Genomic DNA, 20,922 nt, shown 5'->3' with positions numbered 1-20,922 from the left:
CTGGTACGTTGGCTCCATAGATGCCGCCAGCTGATGGAAGAGGACAACGATGTCTGCAGCCTCCCCCTTGACCGATCTGGAAATTGCCCGCCGGGCCACGCTGAAACCCATCATGGACGTCGCGCTGGCCGCCGGCATCCGGCGCGAGGCCGTGGAACTATACGGCAACTACAAGGCCAAGATCGATCCGGCCAAGCTCGCCGAGGAGCAGGCGGAGCCGCGCGGGCGGGTGGTGCTGGTCAGTGCCATGTCGCCCACGCCGGCAGGGGAGGGCAAGTCAACGGTGACCGTCGGCTTGGGCGATGCGCTGGCCAAGGCTGGGCACAAGACGATGATCGCGTTGCGGGAACCGTCCTTGGGGCCGATCCTCGGGATGAAGGGCGGCGCTACCGGCGGCGGTTACTCCCAGGTGCTGCCGATGGACGATATCAATCTCCATTTCACCGGCGACTTCCACGCCATTACGTCAGCCAATAACGCGTTGATGGCCCTGGTGGACAACCATATTTACCAGGGCAACGCCCTCGGCATCGATCCACGGCGCATCCCCTTCAAACGCGTCGTTGACATGAACGACCGCACGCTGCGGCAGATCGTCGTCGGGCTTGGCGGGCCGAGCCAGGGTGTGCCGCGGGAGGACGGCTTCGACATCACGGTGGCGTCCGAAGTCATGGCGGTGTTCTGCCTGTCCACTGACCTGAAGGATCTGAAACGGCGGCTGGCCCGCATCACCTTCGGCTACACCTACGATAAAAAGCCCGTCACCGCAGGGGACCTGGGCGCCGAAGGTGCCATGGCGATGCTGCTCAAGGATGCCGTTAAACCAAACCTCGTACAGACCATCGCCGGCACGCCTGCGCTGGTCCACGGCGGGCCGTTCGCCAACATTGCCCACGGCTGCAACTCCATTATTGCCACGCAGACCGCCCGGCGGCTGGCCGACATCGTCGTCACCGAGGCGGGTTTCGGCTCGGACCTCGGTGCCGAAAAGTTCATGGACATCAAGGCGCGTGCCGCGGGCTTTGCGCCGTCGGCCATCGTCGTCGTTGCTACGGTCCGCGCGCTCAAAATGCATGGCGGTGTGGCCAAGGAGAACCTGTCAACGCCGGATACAGCGGCCCTGCAGGAGGGGCTGGTGAACCTGGAGCGCCACGTGGACAACGCGGCGAAGTTCGGCGTGACGCCGGTCGTCGCGATCAACAAGTTCACCACCGACTCGCAGGCTGAACTGGAGGCGATTCTCCAGTGGTGCCGGCGGAAGGGTGTCGAGGCGGCCGTTGCCGACGTGTGGGGCGAAGGCGGCGGCGGGACCGGGGGCGATGAACTGGCGGCCAAGGTTGCGCGCGCGGTTGATGCGCCGCAGAATTTCTCGCCGCTCTACGACCTGGACCTCGCCGTGGAGAAAAAGATCGAAACCATCGCCCAGCAGATCTACGGCGCCGACCACGTGGAATTCGCCATTCCGGCGAAGCGGCGGCTCGCGGAGATCGAGGCCAACGGTTGGGGCCGGCTGCCGGTCTGCATGGCGAAGACCCAGTACTCGTTCACCGACGATCCGACCCGGCTCGGGGCCCCGTCCGGCTTCACCATCACCGTCCGCGACCTGATTCCCAAGACCGGCGCCGGCTTCATCGTCGCGCTGACCGGCGCGGTCATGACCATGCCCGGCCTGCCCCCGCAGCCCGCCGCGATGCGGATGGACGTGAACGACGACGGCGAAATCACCGGACTGTTCTAGGCCACTCCGGGACGACTGACGGCTAGGCGAAGGCGAAGAGGGGCGGGAAGGCCAGAATAACGACGGCGGCCCAGGCGCCGTAGATGGGGAGGTAGCGTGTTTGCCAGCGCTCGAGCGCGCCGAACGGCCGGCGCCCGCGCAGGAACCCGACGGTGAGCCAGGCTGCCCGGAGCAGGTGCACCAGCAACAGCAGGTTCAGGCCGAGCGCTGCGATCTTGTTGGGGCTGAAGCCGAACTCGGCGATACGGGTCAGCATCGCGGTCAGCATCACCGCGTCGACCGCGAGGGCCGCGATCAGGAGGACCAGTTGCAGGGCGTCGAACAGGCCCGGTTGTGCGAGCGAGTCGCGGGCGGAAATCGCGTAGAGCAGCAGGCACAGGACCAGCACGAGGATCGCGTCCATCAGGATGAGCAGCTCGCGGTCGACGTCGACAAGGCCGCCAGCGGCAGTGAAGACGGCCAGCAGGGTCAGCAGCATGACGATGGTCAGGGGCGTGAAGACGCGGGTGAGGACGGGCGCGATGTTCTCGACGACGTTCTGCTTGGCTTCGACGAGCCACGCGGCGACGACAAGCGCCCCGGGGACGGCGAAGGGCATGATCCAGTCCTCCATCACCGGTTCGAGGTCGATGCCGACAACGCTGAGGGCGCCGAAGGTGAGCCCAACCAGGACGGCGCCGCCGAGGGCCAGGAGCGTAAAGTAGATGGCGAGTTCGCCGGTGAACCGGACGAAGTCCATGCGCCGGTTGTCGGAGCGCCATCTGCCTCCGACGTAGGCCACGCCGGCCAGGAGCCACAGGACCACCGGGGCGTGCAGGATGGCGAGCACCTCGGTGGAACCGCCCGGAACGAACGGGTAGACATTGAGCACCACAGCCAGCGCGGCGAACGGGATCAGCAGCATCACCGCCACGGAGGCGGTGAGCCGGCGCTTCCACGCGAAGTAGGCGCCGAGGAACGGGAAGACGAGCAGGCCGAGGTTGCGCGCCAGCACGGCCTCGTCGTCCAGCCAGACGGTCCCGGCCTTGACCGCGAGGCCTGCTCCCAGGGCAAGTGCAAGCACGACGGCGAGCTCGCGCCACGGGGGAGTGCCTGCGCCGTCGGAATCTTCCGGCACCAGGACCAGCTGCTTCCACAGCCGGTCGGAGTGCTCGCGGGCGAACTCGCGGGAGACGGCGTCGAGGTTGCCCAAGCGCTTGATCGCGACGAGGAACGCCTCTTCGTCGTCGAGCCCAGTGGCCTGCCGGTCCGCGATTTGCTCGCGCAGGTGGTCCTCAAGTTCGTCGATGTCTGCGGGGGAGATGGCCTGGCGCCGCTGGACGTACCCGCGCCACCGGCCGATCTGGGCTTCGAGTTCCGCGTGCTGTTCCATCATGCCCATCCCTCGATCGCGGCGGGCGGTTGTTGCGCGTTCTGCCACACCTGCCGCAGTGCGTCCGCCACCACGCTCCACTGCTCCTGCCGGTCGGCGAGGGCTTCCCGGCCCGACGGGGTGATGGCGTAGTGCTTGCGCCGTCGTCCGGCTTCGGAGGTGCCCCAGGATGACGACACGTAGCCGAGCCGCTCGAGCCGGTGCAGCAGCGGGTAGAGCATCCCGTCGGTCCACTGCATGCCGCCGCCGGACAGCTCGCTCACGCGCTTGATGATCGCGTAGCCGTACAGGTCGCCCTCCGTCAGGATCCCCAGCACGAGCGGGGTGGCCGAAGCGGCTACCAGGTCCTTATCGATGCGCACGTGCGCCTCCCATACCTAGATCTGCAATGCATTAAACATAGCACTGCCAGGTATAGTCAGCGGTTGAGAAGCCTATGCAGCAGCACCGCGACGTGGAGGGAGGTGCGCGATTCCGCGTCGTCCAGCCGGACGCCGAGCTGGGTTTCGAGTTTGGCCAGGCGGGCGTACAGGGTGGGTCTGCTGAGGTAGCCGGTTCGCGCGAGCTGGGCCTTGTTGCCGCCGCTTTCCAGATACCGCTCCAGCAGGTCCAGCCCGGCGCCGTCGTCGTTCGCCAGAAGTTCGCCGAGTTCCGACTCCACGAACGTCTGCACGCGCTGGTCCTCGTGCAGCAGCCAGAGCAGGCCGCGGAGGCGGACGTCGCCGGAGCGGTAGAAGCGTTTGGCGCCCTTGGTGAGCGTGCTGGCGGCCTCGGCGACCTGCGCGGCTTCGTCCAGCCCGGCGGCGGCAGCGGCGAGCAGTTCGGCGCGGCCGCGGCCCACGCCGACGGTCCAGCCCAGCTCGCCGGAGGACTCGGCGGCCTCGCCGGAGATGCGCTCCAGCATCGGATCGGCCAGCTGCTTCGCGGGAACCGGCAGCAGCAGTGCGATGGATCCGGCCTGCAGGCTGGCGGCCAGGGCGGTGGTGCGCGAGGTGGCCATCACCCGGTGCAGCAGGTCCAGCAGGGCCCGTTCGCGCCGCTGCGTGCCGATGGGTTCTTCGCCGGGAATCCGGTCCAGCCGGAAGACCGCCGGGACGTAGAGCGGTGCCGGTTGCAGGCCCATGGCTGCGCTGCGGGCGAGTGCCTCTGACTCGGTCAGGGAGCCGGGCCGGCGGAGTTCGTGCACCAGTCCGGCGCGCGCCTGGTGGGCGAGTTCCAGCTGGTCGCGCTCCGCCATCCGGTTGATGGACAGAGCCTGGCCGGCGCGCTCGAGCACCATGGCGGATTCGGCATCGTCGTCGTTATTTTCCTGCAGCACGGGAACCACCAGACGGCCCCACCGGTGCCCCCGGATCCCCGCCGGCGTCTGCAGCCAGCGCTCGCTGCCGGAGCGGACCGTCTCCTCCCGGTAGTGCACCAGCCGCGAGCGGGCTTCCCAATCGCGCAGCACGTCCATGGTGGGCAAGCCGGCGGCGTCGAAAGCCAGGACCAGGTGGGACGCGTCCTCGAGCACCACCGGCGCGCCGAGCAGCTCCGCGGTGCGGGCGACAATCTCCTCCGCGCCCGCGCTTTCGAGGCTGAGCTGGGTGAAGACCTCGTGCACGCGTCGGGCCTTTTCCACTTGCTCCAGCTGCGTGGCAACTAGCTTGCGGTGCACCACCTCGGTCACCTCGACAAACCGCACCTTCCGGCTGAGCAGGACCACAGGCAGGCCGACGTCGCGGGCGGCTTCGCGCAGGGCCTGCGCCGCTTTCTGCCGTACGCTGGTGATTTCGACGACGACGCCGGCGGCTCCCGCGGCCTCGAGCCCGCGGAGGAAAACTGCGGCCTCGTGGGCGGAGTCTTCGAACGCCAGGCCCGTGGTCAGCACCAGCTCCCCGCCTTCGAGCAGGCCGGAGAGCTCCTTCAGCTCGGCGACATGGACCCAGCGGACTGCTTCGTCCAGCCTGTCCGCGCCGGCAAGGATTTCCGGTTCCCCGGTCTTGACCACGGGCAACTGCAGGACATCGGCAACGGTAAGCACCATTTACACAGTGTATAGCTCGAAGGAGAACGGATTACATAGTGCTTCTTCCACGGGGGTGCCCGGCGGGGCAGGATGAAACCACGAAGCCGGCACCTGCCCGGGCAAGCCCACACGCACTCAAGGAGTCCCATGAAGACCATTCAGCACTGGATTAACGGCGCCGAGACCGAGCCGGCCACCGGCTCGCGCCTCGCCGACGTGACCAACCCTGCCACCGGCAAGGTGACCTCGCAGGTGGCTCTGGCCAGCGCCAGCACCGTGAATGACGCGGTTGCCGCGGCGACGGCGGCGTTCCCGCTCTGGCGCGATACGTCCCTGGCCAAGCGTGTGCAGATCCTCTTCCGCTTCCGCGAGCTGCTGAACGCCCGCAAGCCCGAGCTGGCGGCGATCATCACCGCCGAGCACGGCAAGGTCCTCGACGACGCGCTCGGTGAGATCTCCCGCGGCCAGGAGGTTGTGGAGTTCGCCTGCGGCATCCCGCACCTGCTCAAGGGCGGCTACACCGAGAACGCTTCCACCAAGGTGGACGTCCACTCCGTGCGCCAGCCCGTGGGTCCGGCGGCGATCATCTCCCCGTTCAACTTCCCGGCCATGGTGCCGATGTGGTTCTTCCCGGTGGCCATTGCCGCCGGCAACACCGTGATCCTCAAGCCCAGCGAGAAGGACCCCACGGCGGCGAACTGGATGGCCGAACTGTGGAAGGAAGCCGGCCTGCCCGACGGCGTGTTCAACGTGGTGCACGGTGACAAGGAAGCCGTGGACACCCTGCTGCAGCATCAGGACATCAAGTCCGTTTCCTTCGTCGGCTCCACGCCGATCGCGCAGTATGTCTACCAGCAGGGCACCGCCACGGGGAAGCGCGTGCAGGCCCTGGGCGGGGCGAAGAACCACATGCTGGTCCTGCCCGATGCCGACCTGGACCTGGCCGCCGACGCCGCGGTCAACGCCGGCTACGGTGCCGCCGGTGAGCGCTGCATGGCCATCTCCGCCATCGTCGCCGTCGAATCCATCGCGGACGAACTCGTCGCCAAGATCGCCGAACGCACCCGCACCCTGCGGATCGGCGACGGCACCCGCGGCACGGACATGGGCCCGCTGGTCACCGCCGCGCACCGCGAGAAGGTGGCCGGCTACATCAACGCCGGCGAGGCCGCCGGCGCCACCATGGTCCTCGACGGCCGCACCGTGACCCCGGACGCCGAGGGCGACGGATTCTTTCTCGCCCCCACCCTGTTCGATAACGTCACGCCGGACATGTCCATCTACACCGACGAGATTTTCGGCCCGGTCCTCTCCGTGGTCCGCGTGCCCAGCTATGACGAGGGCCTGCAGCTCATCAACGCGAACCCGTACGGCAACGGGACCGCGATTTTCACGAACGACGGCGGGGCCGCCCGCCGCTTCGAGAACGAGATCGAGGTCGGCATGGTCGGCATCAACGTGCCCATCCCGGTGCCCATGGCGTACTACTCCTTCGGCGGCTGGAAGAACTCCCTCTTCGGCGACAGCCACGCCCACGGCGCCGAAGGCGTGCACTTCTTCACCCGCGGCAAGGTGGTCACGTCCCGCTGGCTGGATCCCAGCCACGGCGGTATCAACCTTGGCTTCCCGCAGAACTCTTGACCCGCCGTCGTTGTTAAGGAGCGCAGCATGAGCATCACCACCGATTCCCCGCTCACCGAGGCGGAGCTGGCCGCGGCCAAGCGGGCGTATGAGCTGGACCGCAAGCACGTGTTCCACTCCTGGTCCGCCCAGGAGCAGCTCAAGCCCATGGTCATCACGCGGGCGGACGGCAGTTACGTGTGGGACGGCGAGGGCAACAAGCTGCTGGACTTTTCCTCGCAGCTGGTCAACACCAACATCGGCCACCAGCACCCCAAGGTGGTGGCGGCCATCCAGGAGCAGGCCGGCAAGCTGTGCACCGTCGCGCCGCAGCAGGCCAATGACGCGCGCTCCGAGGCGGCGCGGCTCATCGCCGAGCTCACGCCGGGGGACCTGAACCGGATCTTCTTTACCAACGGCGGGGCCGACGGGGTGGAGCACGCCATCCGCATGGCGCGGCTGCATACCGGCAAGTACAAGGTGCTCTCCGCGTACCGCTCCTACCACGGCGGCACGGCGCTGGCGGTGAACGTCACCGGCGACCCGCGGCGGATTCCCAATGACTACGGCAACGCCGGCGCGGTGCACTTCCATGCGCCGTTCCTCTACCGCAGCCAGTTCCACGCGGCCACCGAGGCGGAGGAATCCCAGCGCGCGCTGGAGCACCTGGAGACCACCATCCAGCTGGAGGGCGCGGCGAACATTGCCGCGATCATTCTGGAGTCCATCCCGGGCACTGCCGGCATTATGGTGCCGCCGCCGGGCTACCTGCGGGGCGTGCGGGAGCTGGCCACCAAGTACGGGATCATCTTCATCGCGGACGAGGTCATGTCCGGCTTTGGCCGCGCCGGAAAGTGGTTCGCCATCGACCACTTCGACGTCGCGCCGGACCTGCTCACCTTCGCCAAGGGCGTGACCTCCGGGTACGTCCCGCTGGGCGGCGTGGCCATCTCCGAGGAGATCTACTCCACCTTCGCGCAACGGCCCTACCCGGGCGGGCTGACCTACTCCGGCCACCCGCTGGCGGCGGCAGCGGCTGTTGCCACGATCAACGCTATGCGCGATGAGTCGATGGTGGCGAACGCGGCCTCGCTCGGCGAGAGAGTGGTGGCGCCGGCGCTGGCCCGAATGGCGGAACGGCACCCGAGCATCGGCGAAGTCCGCGGCACCGGAATGTTCTGGGCCATCGAACTGGTCAAGAACCGCGCCACCCGCGAACCGCTGGCCCCGTACGGTGCGTCCAGTCCGGAAATGAATGAACTGATCGGCGCGTGCAAGTCCCGCGGGCTGCTGCCGTTCGCCAACTTCAACCGGATCCACGTGGTCCCGCCGTTGAACATCAACGCCGAGGACCTTCAGGCAGGCATGGCCATCCTGGACGAGGTGTTCGACCTCGCGGACGCCCACGTGCAGGGCTGAAGCACCTTCAAACAAAACAGCGACGTCGGCACCTGGGCCTTGAGTTCTAGCGGTCGTTGCAACACCCGATATTTTGGGAGTTGCAACGACCGTGTCGTTCTCAAAGGGAAAACCCGTATCGGAGCCATCGCGTTCTGTCGGAAAATACACGCAGCAGGAGAAAGCCCGCTTCTTCGATTTGCTCGAAAAGAGCTGGAACGTCACATCCGCTGCCGCCGAACTCGGCCTGAAGAGGGACACGGGTTACCAATGGTCCAGGGCGGCAGGAATGCGGTTCCAGAAGGGCGGAAGATATACCGAACGGCAGAAGACCGACTTCTTCACGGCGTTCAGGCGGCTCGAAAGTGCCACCGAGGCCGCCGCTGAGCTCGGGCTCGACCGCAACACATGTTACGGCTGGACTCGGAAGGCGGGAATGGCGCGGAAACGCCCGGACGAATCCACCCGTGAGGAATTCCGAAGGCTGCGTGGTTCCGGGGCCTCCCGCCGGGAAGCGGCCAAGGCTGTGGGCATCAAGGTTAAGACCGCTGCCGAATGGGATCTGGGGATCCGGAGGACGCAGAACGGCAGGATTTACGCCGATGGCCGGGTCGTCGATTACAACAGTGGAATGACCACTACGACCACCCGGCCGAGCGCCTGCGTGACTTACTCTTGACTAACTAACCGTCAACAGTGTTGCAACGACCCCTTGAATTCGCCGGCGGGTGCCGGCGTCGCTGTTTTTGGGGTCCGTTCCGGGTTTCAGCCTCCCACTCGGGCCCTTAGGCGACTGCCGCTTCCTCCACCGGCGCCTTCTGGAACAGGCTCCTGAAGGTGAAGAACAGCGCTGCCGAAGTCGCCAGGACCAGCAGCGAGGCGAAGGCAAGGGTAGCCGGCTGCTCGGAGAACAGCAACGGGATCCGCCGGCCCGGTGCAAGGATAGCGAATACGAAGGCGATCACCGTCCCGAGGTAGCTGCCGATCATGTTGCCTCGATGCGCGGGGATGTTCCCGCGGATGGCGCTGACCAGGCCGAGGGTGACGGTCAGGAGCGTGAACGCCGAGAGGCCGTGCAGCCAGGTGTATCCGCCGTCGCTCTGGATCCAGAAGCTGCTGATGCACAGGTAGTACATGGCGCCGATCCAGGTGAAGCCGATGGCCTTGTGCACCCTGTCCTTGGCGCGGCGGAAGATGTTCATCGGGCCGAGCACCAGAACGTAGCCGGCCGCGATGGCGTGGGTGGCGATGAGCCAGTTCCAGGCTTCCATGGTTATAAGATAGTACTACTATCCACTGGTGTATACAGGATAGTTGCCGGCCGATTCGCTATCCGGAGGGAGCCTCCCGTGCAGCTGAAAGCGTTGAGCCAGGCCAGCGGGGTGTCGGTGGCCAGCATCAAGTTTTACCTGCGCGAAGACCTGCTCAAGCCTGGGAACCCCGGCACTGCCAACCGCGCCGAGTATACGCAGGAGCACCTCGACCGGCTGGAGCTGATCCGGCTGCTCCGGCAGCTGGTGGGTCTCGGGCTGGACAAGATCAAAACGCTGACCTCCGCCGTCGATAATCCAGAAGTGGACGTGCTCGACCTGCTCGGCCTGACGCAGGCGACGGTGCTGGGCCTGCCGGCCGAGGCCGTTCCGGACCACCGCTGGACAACGGAACTGATGTCGGGTGGACGTTGGCTGGATGCCCCCTCTCCGGCGCGGAGTTCGCTGAACGAACTGTTCGGCCAGATGGAGGAGTTCGGCATGGCCCCGGATGCCACTGTGCTTTCCGCCTACGCTGCCGCGGTGGATCAGGTAGCGGCCCTGGACATCGGCCATGTGGAGGAACAGTCCACGCGGGACCAGATGGTCCGGACGGTTGCCATGGGAACTTTTCTCTACAGCAAACTGCTGCTGCGGATGCTGGCCCTGGCCCAGACGTCACGGGCAATGCAGCGGTTTCCGGAACGGCGAGCTGCCGGACCCACAGTGGCGGATGCCGGCGATCGAACAACTAACGACGACGGCAGGGGCGCTGGCCGCTCCGGGACCTAGGGAACCAGGTAGTCGCTGTCGCGTGCATCGGTGATGAGCATGTGCCCGGGCGCGTGGCCGATCGCAAGGGCAGGGCGAGACTCCATCACCGCAGCCTGCGGGGTGACACCGCACGCCCAGAACACCGGAATGTGGCCCCGCGGAATCTGCACCGGATCGCCGAAGTCGGGCTTGTCCAGGTCGTCGATGCCCAGCTCGGCGGGATTTCCCACGTGGACGGGAGCACCGTGGACGGCGGGGTAGCGGGACGTGATGCGCACAGCATCGGCCACCCTGGAGGCGGGGATGGGCCGCATTGAAACCACCAGCGGGCCTGATATCGATCCGGCCGGTTCGCAGCGCACGTGGGTCTTGTACATCGGCACGTTCACGTTCTGGTCGATGTGCGCCACCGAGATCCCGCCCTCGCGCAATGCCGATTCGAAGGTGAACGAGCAACCCACGATGAAGGTGACAAGGTCATCGCGCCAGTACTCGCTGATATCGGTTGGCTCGGCCACCTTCTGTCCGTCGACGTAGACCGTGTAGCGCGGCACATCGGTGCGGATGTCTCCGCCCGCCAGCAGCGGCCCGGTGACCTCGCCGGCGTTGAGCACTCCCAGGATCGGACACGGCTTGGGATTCCGCTGGGCGAAGAGCAGCACGTCGAAGGCAAGCTCGCGCGGCACGATCATCAGGTTCGCCTGGGCGTACCCGCGTGACCAGCCGGCCGTCGGAACGGCCAGACCCGAGCGGAACATCGCGCGGGCCTCGGCCGGGGTGAAGGCGCCTGGGTCGGCGGGCAGGTCAACTATGCTGGCGTTGTCTTGCGCTTTCGTCATCGTCTAGCTCCAGGATTGTGAGGGGCCGGCCAGTGGGTTCAAGCCGAGATGCAGGGTCAGCGGCTAGGCCGCTGCGCCCAAGCCCATCCGGCACCTGGGGTGGACCTAGTCATGCAGCAGGTCGGGGCGGCGAACAGGCAATGGAGACACCTTATGACTTGTTGAACAATCTAGACAAGGGGTGCTCAACAAAACAATCGTCAACTCAGTCCAGATCGGCCACAAATTGTTGAACAATTTGGAATCTTGGTGCATGCTGTATGGAACAAACCGACGAGACGGGTATCACAACATGGCTACTATCGACCTGAACAGCGACGTGGGGGAATCGTTCGGCAACTGGAAAATGGGCGACGACGCCGCCATCTTCCGTTCGGTCTCCAGCGCCAACGTGGCGTGCGGCTTCCATGCCGGGGACCCCAGCACCATCGCCCGGACCTGCCGCGACGCGGTCACCGCGGGTGTGACCATCGGGGCGCATGTGGGCTATCGGGACCTGGCCGGATTCGGTCGCCGTTTTCTGGACTGCTCGCCAACGGAGCTGGCCGACGATGTGCTCTACCAGCTCGGGGCCCTGCAGGCCTTGGCTAATGCCGCCGGCGGAGGAATCCAGTACGTCAAGCCGCACGGCGCCCTGTATAATGCGATCGTCCACCACGAGGCTCAAGCCCAGGCCGTCGTGGACGCGGTGCGTGCCTTTAGCCCGGACCTGCCGCTGCTCCTGTTGCCGGGTGCGGTGGCCTTGGCCAAGGCCGACGCCGCCGGCCTGCGCGGCGTCGCCGAGGCGTTCGCGGACCGGGCCTATAACCCGGACGGGACCCTCGTCTCCCGCCGGGAAGCGGGAGCCGTGATCCACGACCCGCATATTGTCGTGGACAATATGGCCCGGCTGGCGCAAACCGGCAAGATCACCGCGATTGACGGCTCCACCATAGCCGTGGACGCTGAGAGCATCTGTGTGCACGGCGACACCCCCGGCTCGGTGGCGATGGCAGCTGCCGTGCGCGCAGGGCTCGAGGCCGCCGGCGTGAGCGTCCGGAGCTTCGTATGAGCGTAACTGCCGTCCGATTCACTGGTCCCCGCGCACTGCTGGTCGACCTCACGGACTTGGACTCGGTGCTGGCCCTGCACGCGTTCCTGCTCAGCGAACCGCTGCCCGGCCAGCTTGACGTACTCCCGGCGGCCTCCACCGTCCTGATCCAGTGCGACACCCGCGCCCACGCACTCGCGGCGCGCACCGCTGTTGAACGGCTGGAACTAAGCGCGGCGCGTGCCGGGATCGGCGACACCGTGGAAATTCCGGTCATTTACGACGGCGAGGACCTCGCCGAGGTCGCGCGCCTCACACACCTGAGCCCCGAGGCGGTGGTCAACGCGCACACCGGGCAGACCTGGACCGCCGCCTTCGGCGGCTTCGCGCCCGGCTTCGCGTACCTAACCGGCGAAAACCATCTGCTCGATGTGCCGCGTCGGGACACCCCGCGCACCGCCGTGCCCGACGGTGCGGTAGCGCTGGCCGGCGGCTACTCGGCCGTGTATCCGCGCAAGTCACCAGGCGGCTGGCAGCTGATCGGGCACACCGACAGCATCCTCTGGGACCTCAGCAGGCTCAAGCCGGCACTGATCCGCCCGCAGGACCGCGTCCGCTTCACCGCCGTCCGCGACTCCATTGCCCCGGCTGCGGCTCAAGCCACGCCGTCGTCCTCGGGTCAGCCCATCCAGGCGCCCAAGGCCGAAGCTCCTGCTCCCCCGGCCGGGAGCGTACCCGAGTTGCCGCAGTCCAAAACCGGAGCCGCGGCCACGACTGTTCCAGCGGCCCCGCCGGTTTCCGGACTCGAAGTCGTCTCGGCGGGTTTGCGCTCCCTACTGCAGGACCTGGGACGGCCCGGCCTGGCGAACCTCGGCGTGTGCACTTCGGGGGCCTTGGACCAACCGTCCGCGCGCCAGGCCAACCGTCTCGTGGGCAATGGCTCAGGTGAGGCCGTGATCGAGAATCTCTTCGGCGGGCTGGTACTGCGCGCCCGCGGCGACCAGGTCCTCGCAGTCACCGGTGCCCGTGTCGATTTGTCCGTCGCTCCGTCCGGGCGGTGTCCGGCCCAGGACGCTCCCTTCGCCCTGCTCGACGGCGAGACCTTGACCCTCGGCCAGGCGACCGCCGGGCTGCACGCCTATGTTGCCGTGCGTGGCTGGATCGGCATTAATGCGGAGCTCGGCAGCCGCTCCACCGACACGATGTCCGGTCTGGGGCCGGCCGCATTGAAGGCCGGCTCAGTGCTGCCGGTCGGTGACACTATGCGAGGCCGTATCGTCGGCGTCGCCGAGCCCTCGACTCTGCGCGTCTCCCCCGGTGAGGCGGCCGTCCTGCGCATCACCCCGGGCCCCCGCGATGACTGGTTTGGTCCGGCCGGGCTGGACCGCCTCACCGGGCAGGACTGGCAGTCCAGTTCCGCTTCGGACCGGATCGGCCTCCGCTTGGAACTACCCGGCGGAACCGCCCAAGGGACGGCGGCGCCGCTGGAGCGGATCCGCGAGGGCGAACTGCAGAGCGAAGGTACCGTCACCGGCGCCCTGCAGGTTCCGCCGTCCGGACTGCCCGTGCTGTTCCTGGCCGATCACCCGGTGACCGGCGGCTATCCGGTGATTGCCGCCGTCGTTCCCGAAGACCTGCCCGTGGCGGCGCAACTGCCCCCGGGCACCACGGTCCGTTTCGTCCTGGTCGATCCGGACACTCTGCAACCCGCCGGCGCTGCCGGCACCGAGAACCAGCCGGAAGGGCGCCGTTCATGAAGAAGATTTTGATCGCCAATCGCAGCGAGATCGCGGTCCGCATTGCCCGCGCCTGCACCGATGCCGGGCTGGAGTCCGTGGCGGTGTATTCGGACCCGGATGCGGACGCGCTGCATGTGCGCCGGGCCGACGAGTCGTACTCGCTCGGCGGCCGCACGGGGGCAGAGACTTACCTGAACATCCCGAAGCTTATCGACGTGGCCCGCCGCTCCGGGGCCGACGCGGTGCACCCCGGCTACGGTTTCCTCTCGGAGAACGCCGAGTTCGCGCAGGCCGTCGGCGAAGCGGGCCTGACGTGGATCGGCCCCACGCCGGAGGCCATCCGGGTCCTGGGCAACAAGGTCACCGCCCGCGAGATCGCTGTCCGGGCCGGGGCGCCGCTAGTGCCCGGCAGCGACGGCCCCGTCGGCAGCGGGGCGGAAGTGCTGGACTTCGCCGAGCAATACGGCCTGCCGGTTGCCATCAAGGCTGCCTTCGGCGGCGGCGGCCGCGGGCTGAAGATTGCCCGCCGGATGGACGACATCGAGGATGCCTTCGAGTCCGCTGTCCGCGAGGCCACCGTCGCCTTCGGGCGCGGCGAATGCTTCGTGGAACGGTTCCTGGACCGCCCCCGCCACGTCGAGGCGCAGGTCCTCGCCGACACGCACGGAAACGTCGTCGTCGTGGGCACGCGCGACTGCTCACTGCAACGGCGCAACCAGAAACTGGTGGAGGAAGCCCCCGCACCGTTCCTGACCGATGACCAGCGCCGGCAGATCCACGAGTCGGCCAAAGCGATCTGCCGCGAAGCCGCCTATCACGGCGCCGGAACGGTTGAATATCTCGTTGGCCAGGACGGCATCGTGTCCTTCCTCGAGGTCAACACCCGCCTGCAGGTGGAGCATCCGGTCACCGAGGAGACCACCGGCGTCGATCTGGTGCGCGAGCAGTTCCGCATCGCGGCGGGGGAGCCGCTGAGCCTGACCGAAGACCCAAAACCCAACGGCCACGCCTTTGAATTCCGGCTCAACGCCGAGGACCCGGCCCGCGGTTTCCTGCCCGGGCCCGGCACGATCACCGCGTTCGAGCCGCCCACCGGATCCGGCGTGCGCGTGGACTCGGGCGTGCGGTCCGGCTCCACCGTTCCGGGCGACTACGACTCGCTGATGGCCAAGCTGATTGTGCGCGGCGCGGACCGTGCCCAAGCCCTCCGCCGGGCCAAGGTGGCGCTGGACGAGATGGTGATTTCCGGCGTCCCCACGGTGCTGCCCTTCCACCGTGCTGTGGTCCGCGACGCCGACTTCACCAACAATGACAAGTTCGGCGTCTACACCACCTGGATCGAAACCGAGTTCGCCGAGGTGCTGGCGGCCTCACCCGAAATCGCAGCTGCCCAGCCGGGCAACGAACGCAGCGAATTGACCGTCGACGTCGACGGCAAGGCCATGCGGATCGGGCTGCCCGCCCGCCTGCTCGAATCCCTGATGCACGGCGGCGGCTCCGCGCCGGCCGAACCGGCCACAGACGAAACTTCCCACGAACCCGAGGTGCTTCAGGCGCCTATGAACGGCAATCTCGTCAAATGGCTCGCCGACGACGGCGCCAAGCTCTCCGCGGGAGACCCGGTCGCGGTACTTGAGGCCATGAAAATGGAAACCACCATCGCCGCTCACCGTCCGGGCACGCTGGTGCGCGGACAGCAGGAGCCGGGAACCGCCGTCGTACAGGGCGAAGCACTTGGTAGCATCGGATAGCGAGGCAAAGAGCCCAAACCAGAGCCCACGGATACTAGGCAGGCCCCGGTTGATCAGCTGAGGGATAGGACCGCAAAGTGAACGCAGCGCTGGCAGGAATCGCAGCAAGGAGCGAGTCCACGCATGCACACACGGCAGCGTGGATTGCGGAGACGCTCCGCAGCAAGATCGCGGAAGGCCTGCTGTTACCCGGTTCCAAGCTCTCCGAACAGACGCTGGCCCAGGCCTTCGGCGTCTCCCGCAACACCCTACGCGAAGCTTTCACCGTGCTGGCTGGCGAGCACATCGTCACCCGCATCCCTAACCGGGGCGTCCTGGTCACCTCCCCCGGCATTGACGGCGTGCGGGAGATCTACAACGTCCGGCGGATCCTCGAACCCGCCGCTGTCCGCTGGGCCGTCGGCATCGATGTCGACGCGCTGGAGGCGATCGTCGCAGAGGCGCGGGCGGCCCGGGACCGCGGGGCCGTGGCCGAGATGGCCAGTGCCAACCAGCGCTTCCACGAAACCCTCATCCGCGGCACAGGCAGCATCCTGCTGCAGGAACTCATGACCCGGGTCCTGGCCCAGATGCGCCTGGTTTTCCACGCGATGAGCCACGCCCCCGACTTCCACAGCCACTACGTCGAGCAGAACGCGGCACTCGTGGCTCTGCTGGCCAAGGGACAACGAGAGGAAGCCGCCGAAGCCCTCCGCGGCTATCTGGACCAAGCCGAGGCCGAACTCCTGGAACACCTTGACACCGACGCTGTTGCTGCCAAGGGCTGAAGGCAGAACGGCTGTCAAAGGACAGCGCTCGGACCGGCCCGAGACATGGTCTTCCCCACGGACGGGAGCGTATCGCGGGTACCCTGCTGAGGCCTCTGTTACCAGCGGCGGCGCACGGCACACGCCCAGGCAACCTCAGAAGACTTGTCGTACCGGCCAACGCCAGAGCAGCCGTACGCGCGGTGCACCTTAGTCAGGGAGCCGCCTCCACTCCCTGCCCAGGGACAGGACGTCGATCATTGTTCAAGTTCCAGCGGCAACACGGCCAGCCAATCGCCCACCGACTGTAAATATGTTGTAGATCCACGGCCAGGATGTCCGGAAGTTACGGCACAAATTTCGCAATATCCCCGACGCGGCGCTCACCACCCACGGAACCGGGTCACAGGGGCACCGCTTTGCCATGCCTGTCTTCGGGCAAGCAAAACTCAAATTAACGGCCTTTAGAGCCCGGTCGTCCCCTTCCCTCCACGGCGACGGAGGCTTCATTTTTAGAGCAAGCCTTGCATGTTGTTGAACAATCTTATACGGTGATCTGACACACACCGAGGAAGGTCCATCCGAGGTGCAAAACCCATTCATATGAGGTTGATCGTGCCTGCTTCAGAACAAGTGTTTCTTGCCGAACCTAGGGCTAACCAGCGGCAACTGAACAGCGACCCGGCGGCCTTCAGAGTAAGGACCCAGAATGATGAACATTCGTTCTAACCCGATTGGCCTCCGGACATCCCTGAAAGATGATCCCCGTGTGGTGGAAGAACAGATTACTGAGGAGTACACCAACCATGTAGTGCCGAAATCAGCTCGGAAGAGCCGAAGCGAAGTGCTTGGGAGCTGGTCTGGAATTACCAGCGCCATGGCGTTTGTCTACTACGGCGCCCTCGCCGCGGTGCTTGTGGGCGTCCAGCAGGCGATCATCGGACTCGCACTGGTGGTGATCTGCTACTCGCTTCTGGGTCGTTTCAGCGTTCGGGACGCAGTTCGGTGGGGCTTGAACTCCACTTTGATCTCCCGTCGTCTTTTCGGTCACAAGGGAGCTGCCATTGTCCCCCTCCTTGTCGGCCTCTCTTTGGTCTACTACGCCGTTTTCGAGGGCACCATTGTCGCCGTCGCTCTACAGTCATACTTCAATGTCTGGGATATCAGAGTCTGGTATGCCATCGTCGTCATAGGCATGCTTCCCCTCATGCTCGGCGGCATGCAGACCTGGTTGAGCAAGCTGAACTGGGTCTCCCTGCCCATCTACTTCTTCGGGGTAACGGCCGCAGTGCTGTTTGCCGGCATGCAGGTCGGCTGGATCGGAGACTGGAGCGCATTCTCGGTGACGTCCTCGTCTACCCCCGGGATTCCCGGTTGGCTGACCGTCTTCGTCCTCTACATGGGCATTTTCGTCCTCTTTCCAGAAACGCAGGACGCAGCGCGTTTCGCCAAGGAGCGGGACCTGAAATTTCACCAGAACGTCACGTTTGGCTGGGCATTCTACGGCGTCGCATACCTGTTCAACGGACTGGCAGGAATCGCGATTGTAGGATTCGCGGGGTCAAGCGAGGAAGTCTCTGAGAGCGGCGTCGTCCAAGGCATCATCGACACCCTTGGTCTCGTCGGGCTGATCGTCATCGTTGTCAGCCAGATCAGGATCAACTCGGCCAACTTCTACTTTGCAAGTGTGAACCTGGAGCGGTTCGTCGGGCATTTCACCAGACGGGGCATCTCACGAAAAGCATGGGTGGTCTTGATATCACTGGTTGTCTTCGTCCTCATGCTCACGAATGTCTTCAGCTACATATCGGTGGCACTTGCCTGGCAGGCTGTCCTGATAGTGACGCTCGTAGGCATCATGGTCACGCATCGTGCATTGAACCCGAACCAGGCTCCCGAGTTCAGAACTTACAGGTTGAAAGCCGCCGGCCCGGGTTTCATGGTTTGGATCGTTTCTTCCGGTGTTGGCATCATCCTGCTCCAGCTTCCCGCACAGCTCCCGGCGCTTTCCGCCTTGGCACCCCTCATCTCACTGGGCCTGGCCGTGGTCTTTTACATTGCCGTCCACCTCATAGGGGGAAGCGCCCTAAAGGATCGCCAAGCCGATCCTGTTAGAGAAACCATAGAAGACCTCTGGAACGTCAGGGTCGAGTGTGACTCTTGCGAACGGTCCTACGTGGCCCAGGAAATGGATGTCCCGGAACACAGCCACGGGGTACATTGCCTCGCCTGCCAAGAAAGCAAGACAGGATCAAACCTCGGGGACGCCTCGCTGCCCCAGTAACGGGGGCTGTACGACGCTCCCTGGGCCGGACAATCCGGCAACCTCAGGAACTTACGACCACGAAGGGACTGAATTCCCTTCTGCCGCACATGAAATGGAGATAGAAATGGCAGAGAAGATCGGAGAGCACCGACTTCCGGAAATTGCCGACGTCGTAGTTGTCGGAGCCGGGCCGGCGGGCGCGGTAATGACGAAGGCCTTCGCCGAGGCCGGGATGTCCGTCGTCTGTTTGGAACAGGGGGAATGGCCCGACTACTCGACCTCCCGCAGTGCAAGTCCAGAACGCGCACTGCTTGGCGGCAACGAGTGGTCCCCCCTTGCAAACGTGCGCAAAGGGCCCGGCGACTACCCGATCGACGAAGACGACGCCGACATCAGCGCCCTCATGTGGAATGGGGTGGGCGGGAGCGCAATGCTTTACGCTGCCCAATGGCAGCGCAACATGCCCTCGGACTTCCGCGTGCGCAGTCACGACGGGGTGGCCGACGACTGGCCAATCTCCTATGAAGAACTATTGCCCTACTACGCCCAGGCCGAACGGGACTTCGCCATAGCGGGCCTCGACGGCGATCCCGCAGTTCCCGGAACCGACCAATACCCGATGGCCCCGACGCCGATTGGCGAGGCGGGACGCCGTATGGCCAAGGCCCATAACTCACTTGGGTGGCATTGGTGGCCGGGCGCAAACGGGATTGCCACGCGAGAATATGGTCACCTGAAGCCAAGCGTTCAACGCGGCGCCTGCTTCCTGGGGTGCGGCGACCAAGCGAAAAGCACAGTCGATGTCACGCACTGGCCGGACATCTGCCGCCACCGCAATGCATACCTTCTTACACGGTCCACGGTTGCCAGAATCGAGACGAATGAGACCGGCCGAGCAACTGGGGTCGTCTACTTCGACTCCGATGGAGTGGAACGACGGCAAAAGGCGAACCTGGTGGTCCTCGCGGCAAACGGTGTGGGCACCCCCAGACTCCTGCTGATGTCGACCAGCTCCCAACATCCGGATGGGTTGGCAAACTCCAGCGGGCTAGTCGGCAAGCGACTGATGATGCATCCCTACTCCGCAGTCGTGGGGACTTTTGATGACGAAATCGGAACTACCCAAGGTGCATACGGCCACCTCCTCTACTCACTGGAGTTCTACGAGACGGACGAATCCAGAGGATTCGTCCGGGGTGCCAAATGGGGGCTTATGCCAACAGGGGGGCCAATGGAGATGACCCGCTCCTTCCCCTGGGGCGACAACCGTGATCTTTGGGGTGCCGGATTCAATGAGACCATCCGGGAGCGGTTGAATCATTCCGCGACGTGGGGAATCATCGCCGAAGACCTGCCGGAGGAACACAATCGAGTGGAGCTCAGTTCCACTCTCGTCGACGAGCACGGACTTCCTGCTCCGAAGATCGTCTACGAGACATCGGAAAACAGCCGGCGACTACTTGCATTCCATGTGGAACGGGCGAAGGAGTCCTTCATCGCGGCCGGGGCAAAACAGATCACCGTAGCCCCGCACATCCGCAACACCGGCTGGCACCTGCTGGGTACCACCAAAATGGGAACCGGCCCTGAGGACTCGGTCGTCGACCACACTGGACGAGCCCATACAGTCCCCAATCTCTACATTGTCGACGGCAGTACGTGGCCGACTTCTGCAGGCGTCAATCCAACCGCAACGGTGGTCGCCATGGCATTGCGCACGGCCGAACTCATCACGTCCGGGCACGCAGCGGACGCAAGCAAAGGCTTGGAAGGAGCCACCGCATGAATGAGAACATGACAATCTGGACTGACCGCGAACGGGAGGTACTGGAACGGCTGAGCGACCTGCTGATTCCAGCCGGAGCCGGCATGCCCGCAGCGTCAGACGTTGAAGCACACCTGTCGGGTACAGACACTGTCTGTAATCTCCGGCCCGACCTGGTGGCACCCGTGAAGGAACTCATCGCGGAACTGGAGCAATTTCAGCAGTGGTCGTTGCAGGATATCGAATCCCGCTATCCATCGCTGTTCCTAGCCGTCTCAGAAATGCTCGCCGGCGCATACTTCCTGGACGAGCGTGTGTCCCGAATCTTGAACTACCGGGACCGCATTGCAATCCCCCTGGACCCCGAATCCACGCGCACAGCGGAATTACAGGAACTCGTGGCTCCGGTCGTCGCTAGAGGCAATATCTGGCGCACTACCGCCTGAGACGGCCGGGGTATTAGGGAAGGGTTTCTAAATGGCCCTTGCCCCGCATCCCTCCCGCAGCCGGAATACGGGCCATGCGCCGCAAGAACCTGCCATCGAGCCGCCTGATAGGGGCTCCTGATACAACGGCGGCCCATCGGGAGCCCGGAACCATGGAACGACGCGCACATCGCTGACGGC

At 65.5% G+C, this 20,922-nt stretch carries 17 protein-coding genes; 12 read left to right on the top strand and 5 right to left on the bottom strand.

Features of this window, described 5'->3' with window-relative positions; all coding sequences use genetic code 11:
* Nucleotides 1-49 precede the first annotated feature (49 nt).
* A complete protein-coding gene (locus AC5RWO_RS05635) occupies nt 50-1,738 on the top strand; it encodes a formate--tetrahydrofolate ligase (RefSeq protein WP_498730000.1) in 1,689 nt (562 codons plus the stop codon).
* 22 nt (nt 1,739-1,760) lie between these two features.
* On the opposite strand, the gene AC5RWO_RS05630 is transcribed toward AC5RWO_RS05635, so the two are convergent.
* From AC5RWO_RS05630 to AC5RWO_RS05620, 3 genes are read right to left on the bottom strand one after another with little or no spacing between them, the layout of a single operon-like run.
* A complete protein-coding gene (locus tag AC5RWO_RS05630; protein ID WP_498729999.1) occupies nt 1,761-3,113 on the bottom strand; it encodes a permease prefix domain 1-containing protein in 1,353 nt (450 codons plus the stop codon).
* Complete coding sequence (locus tag AC5RWO_RS05625; protein ID WP_498729998.1) at nt 3,110-3,472, bottom strand: PadR family transcriptional regulator; 363 nt, start codon at nt 3,470-3,472, stop codon at nt 3,110-3,112. The genes AC5RWO_RS05630 and AC5RWO_RS05625 overlap by 4 nt, the downstream gene beginning before the upstream one ends.
* A 56-nt stretch (nt 3,473-3,528) precedes the next feature.
* Entirely contained in the window at nt 3,529-5,136 is a 1,608-nt protein-coding gene (locus tag AC5RWO_RS05620) for a PucR family transcriptional regulator (RefSeq protein WP_498729996.1), read from the bottom strand.
* A gap of 129 nt (nt 5,137-5,265) precedes the next feature.
* On the opposite strand from AC5RWO_RS05620, the gene AC5RWO_RS05615 reads away from it, so the two are divergent.
* The 3 genes from AC5RWO_RS05615 to AC5RWO_RS05605 all read left to right on the top strand — a co-directional run bounded on the left by AC5RWO_RS05615 (nt 5,266) and on the right by AC5RWO_RS05605 (nt 8,815).
* A complete protein-coding gene (locus AC5RWO_RS05615; RefSeq protein ID WP_498729995.1) occupies nt 5,266-6,759 on the top strand; it encodes a CoA-acylating methylmalonate-semialdehyde dehydrogenase in 1,494 nt (497 codons plus the stop codon).
* A 27-nt stretch (nt 6,760-6,786) separates the two neighbouring features.
* Nucleotides 6,787-8,157 (top strand): aspartate aminotransferase family protein, encoded by a 1,371-nt coding sequence (locus AC5RWO_RS05610; protein WP_498729993.1) that lies wholly within the window; start codon nt 6,787-6,789, stop codon nt 8,155-8,157.
* Nucleotides 8,158-8,248: 91 nt separating this feature from the next.
* A complete protein-coding gene (locus AC5RWO_RS05605) occupies nt 8,249-8,815 on the top strand; it encodes a hypothetical protein (RefSeq protein WP_498729992.1) in 567 nt (188 codons plus the stop codon).
* Nucleotides 8,816-8,921: 106 nt separating this feature from the next.
* Here the strand turns inward: AC5RWO_RS05605 and AC5RWO_RS05600 are convergent, their stop codons facing one another.
* Nucleotides 8,922-9,407, bottom strand: a complete 486-nt coding sequence (locus tag AC5RWO_RS05600; protein WP_498729990.1) for a DUF2306 domain-containing protein — start codon at nt 9,405-9,407, stop codon at nt 8,922-8,924.
* A gap of 78 nt (nt 9,408-9,485) precedes the next feature.
* Here AC5RWO_RS05600 and AC5RWO_RS05595 point away from each other — a divergent pair, with 78 nt between their 5' ends.
* Complete coding sequence (locus tag AC5RWO_RS05595; protein WP_498729988.1) at nt 9,486-10,178, top strand: MerR family transcriptional regulator; 693 nt, start codon at nt 9,486-9,488, stop codon at nt 10,176-10,178.
* Here the strand turns inward: AC5RWO_RS05595 and AC5RWO_RS05590 are convergent.
* The gene (locus tag AC5RWO_RS05590; protein ID WP_498729987.1) at nt 10,175-10,999 is read right to left on the bottom strand and encodes a putative hydro-lyase; all 825 of its coding nucleotides are present in this window, start codon (nt 10,997-10,999) and stop codon (nt 10,175-10,177) included. The genes AC5RWO_RS05595 and AC5RWO_RS05590 overlap by 4 nt on opposite strands.
* 292 nt (nt 11,000-11,291) lie before the next feature.
* Between AC5RWO_RS05590 and AC5RWO_RS05585 the strand changes: the two genes are divergently transcribed.
* The 7 genes from AC5RWO_RS05585 (at nt 11,292) to AC5RWO_RS05555 (ending at nt 20,742) form a co-directional block, all read left to right on the top strand.
* Nucleotides 11,292-12,050, top strand: a complete 759-nt coding sequence (locus AC5RWO_RS05585) for a LamB/YcsF family protein (RefSeq protein ID WP_498729985.1) — start codon at nt 11,292-11,294, stop codon at nt 12,048-12,050.
* Complete coding sequence (locus tag AC5RWO_RS05580) at nt 12,047-13,786, top strand: 5-oxoprolinase subunit B/C family protein (protein ID WP_498729983.1); 1,740 nt, start codon at nt 12,047-12,049, stop codon at nt 13,784-13,786. The genes AC5RWO_RS05585 and AC5RWO_RS05580 overlap by 4 nt, the downstream gene beginning before the upstream one ends.
* Nucleotides 13,783-15,519 carry an acetyl/propionyl/methylcrotonyl-CoA carboxylase subunit alpha gene (locus AC5RWO_RS05575; RefSeq protein ID WP_498729982.1) on the top strand — a complete coding sequence of 579 codons (1,737 nt, stop codon included), beginning with the start codon at nt 13,783-13,785 and terminating at the stop codon, nt 15,517-15,519. The genes AC5RWO_RS05580 and AC5RWO_RS05575 overlap by 4 nt, the downstream gene beginning before the upstream one ends.
* A gap of 77 nt (nt 15,520-15,596) precedes the next feature.
* Nucleotides 15,597-16,286 (top strand): GntR family transcriptional regulator, encoded by a 690-nt coding sequence (locus AC5RWO_RS05570; protein WP_498729981.1) that lies wholly within the window; start codon nt 15,597-15,599, stop codon nt 16,284-16,286.
* A 688-nt stretch (nt 16,287-16,974) separates the two neighbouring features.
* Nucleotides 16,975-18,549 carry a purine-cytosine permease family protein gene (locus AC5RWO_RS05565; protein ID WP_498729980.1) on the top strand — a complete coding sequence of 525 codons (1,575 nt, stop codon included), beginning with the start codon at nt 16,975-16,977 and terminating at the stop codon, nt 18,547-18,549.
* A gap of 106 nt (nt 18,550-18,655) precedes the next feature.
* A complete protein-coding gene (locus AC5RWO_RS05560; RefSeq protein ID WP_498729979.1) occupies nt 18,656-20,317 on the top strand; it encodes a GMC family oxidoreductase in 1,662 nt (553 codons plus the stop codon).
* Nucleotides 20,314-20,742, top strand: coding sequence for a hypothetical protein (locus AC5RWO_RS05555; RefSeq protein WP_498729978.1), 429 nt, complete (start codon nt 20,314-20,316; stop codon nt 20,740-20,742). The genes AC5RWO_RS05560 and AC5RWO_RS05555 overlap by 4 nt, the downstream gene beginning before the upstream one ends.
* Nucleotides 20,743-20,922 lie beyond the last annotated feature (180 nt).

This window comes from Arthrobacter sp. B055-34, from assembly GCF_059090425.1.
Note: the sequence above shows the minus strand (reverse complement) of the source record. Positions and strands in the feature narration are given on the sequence as shown.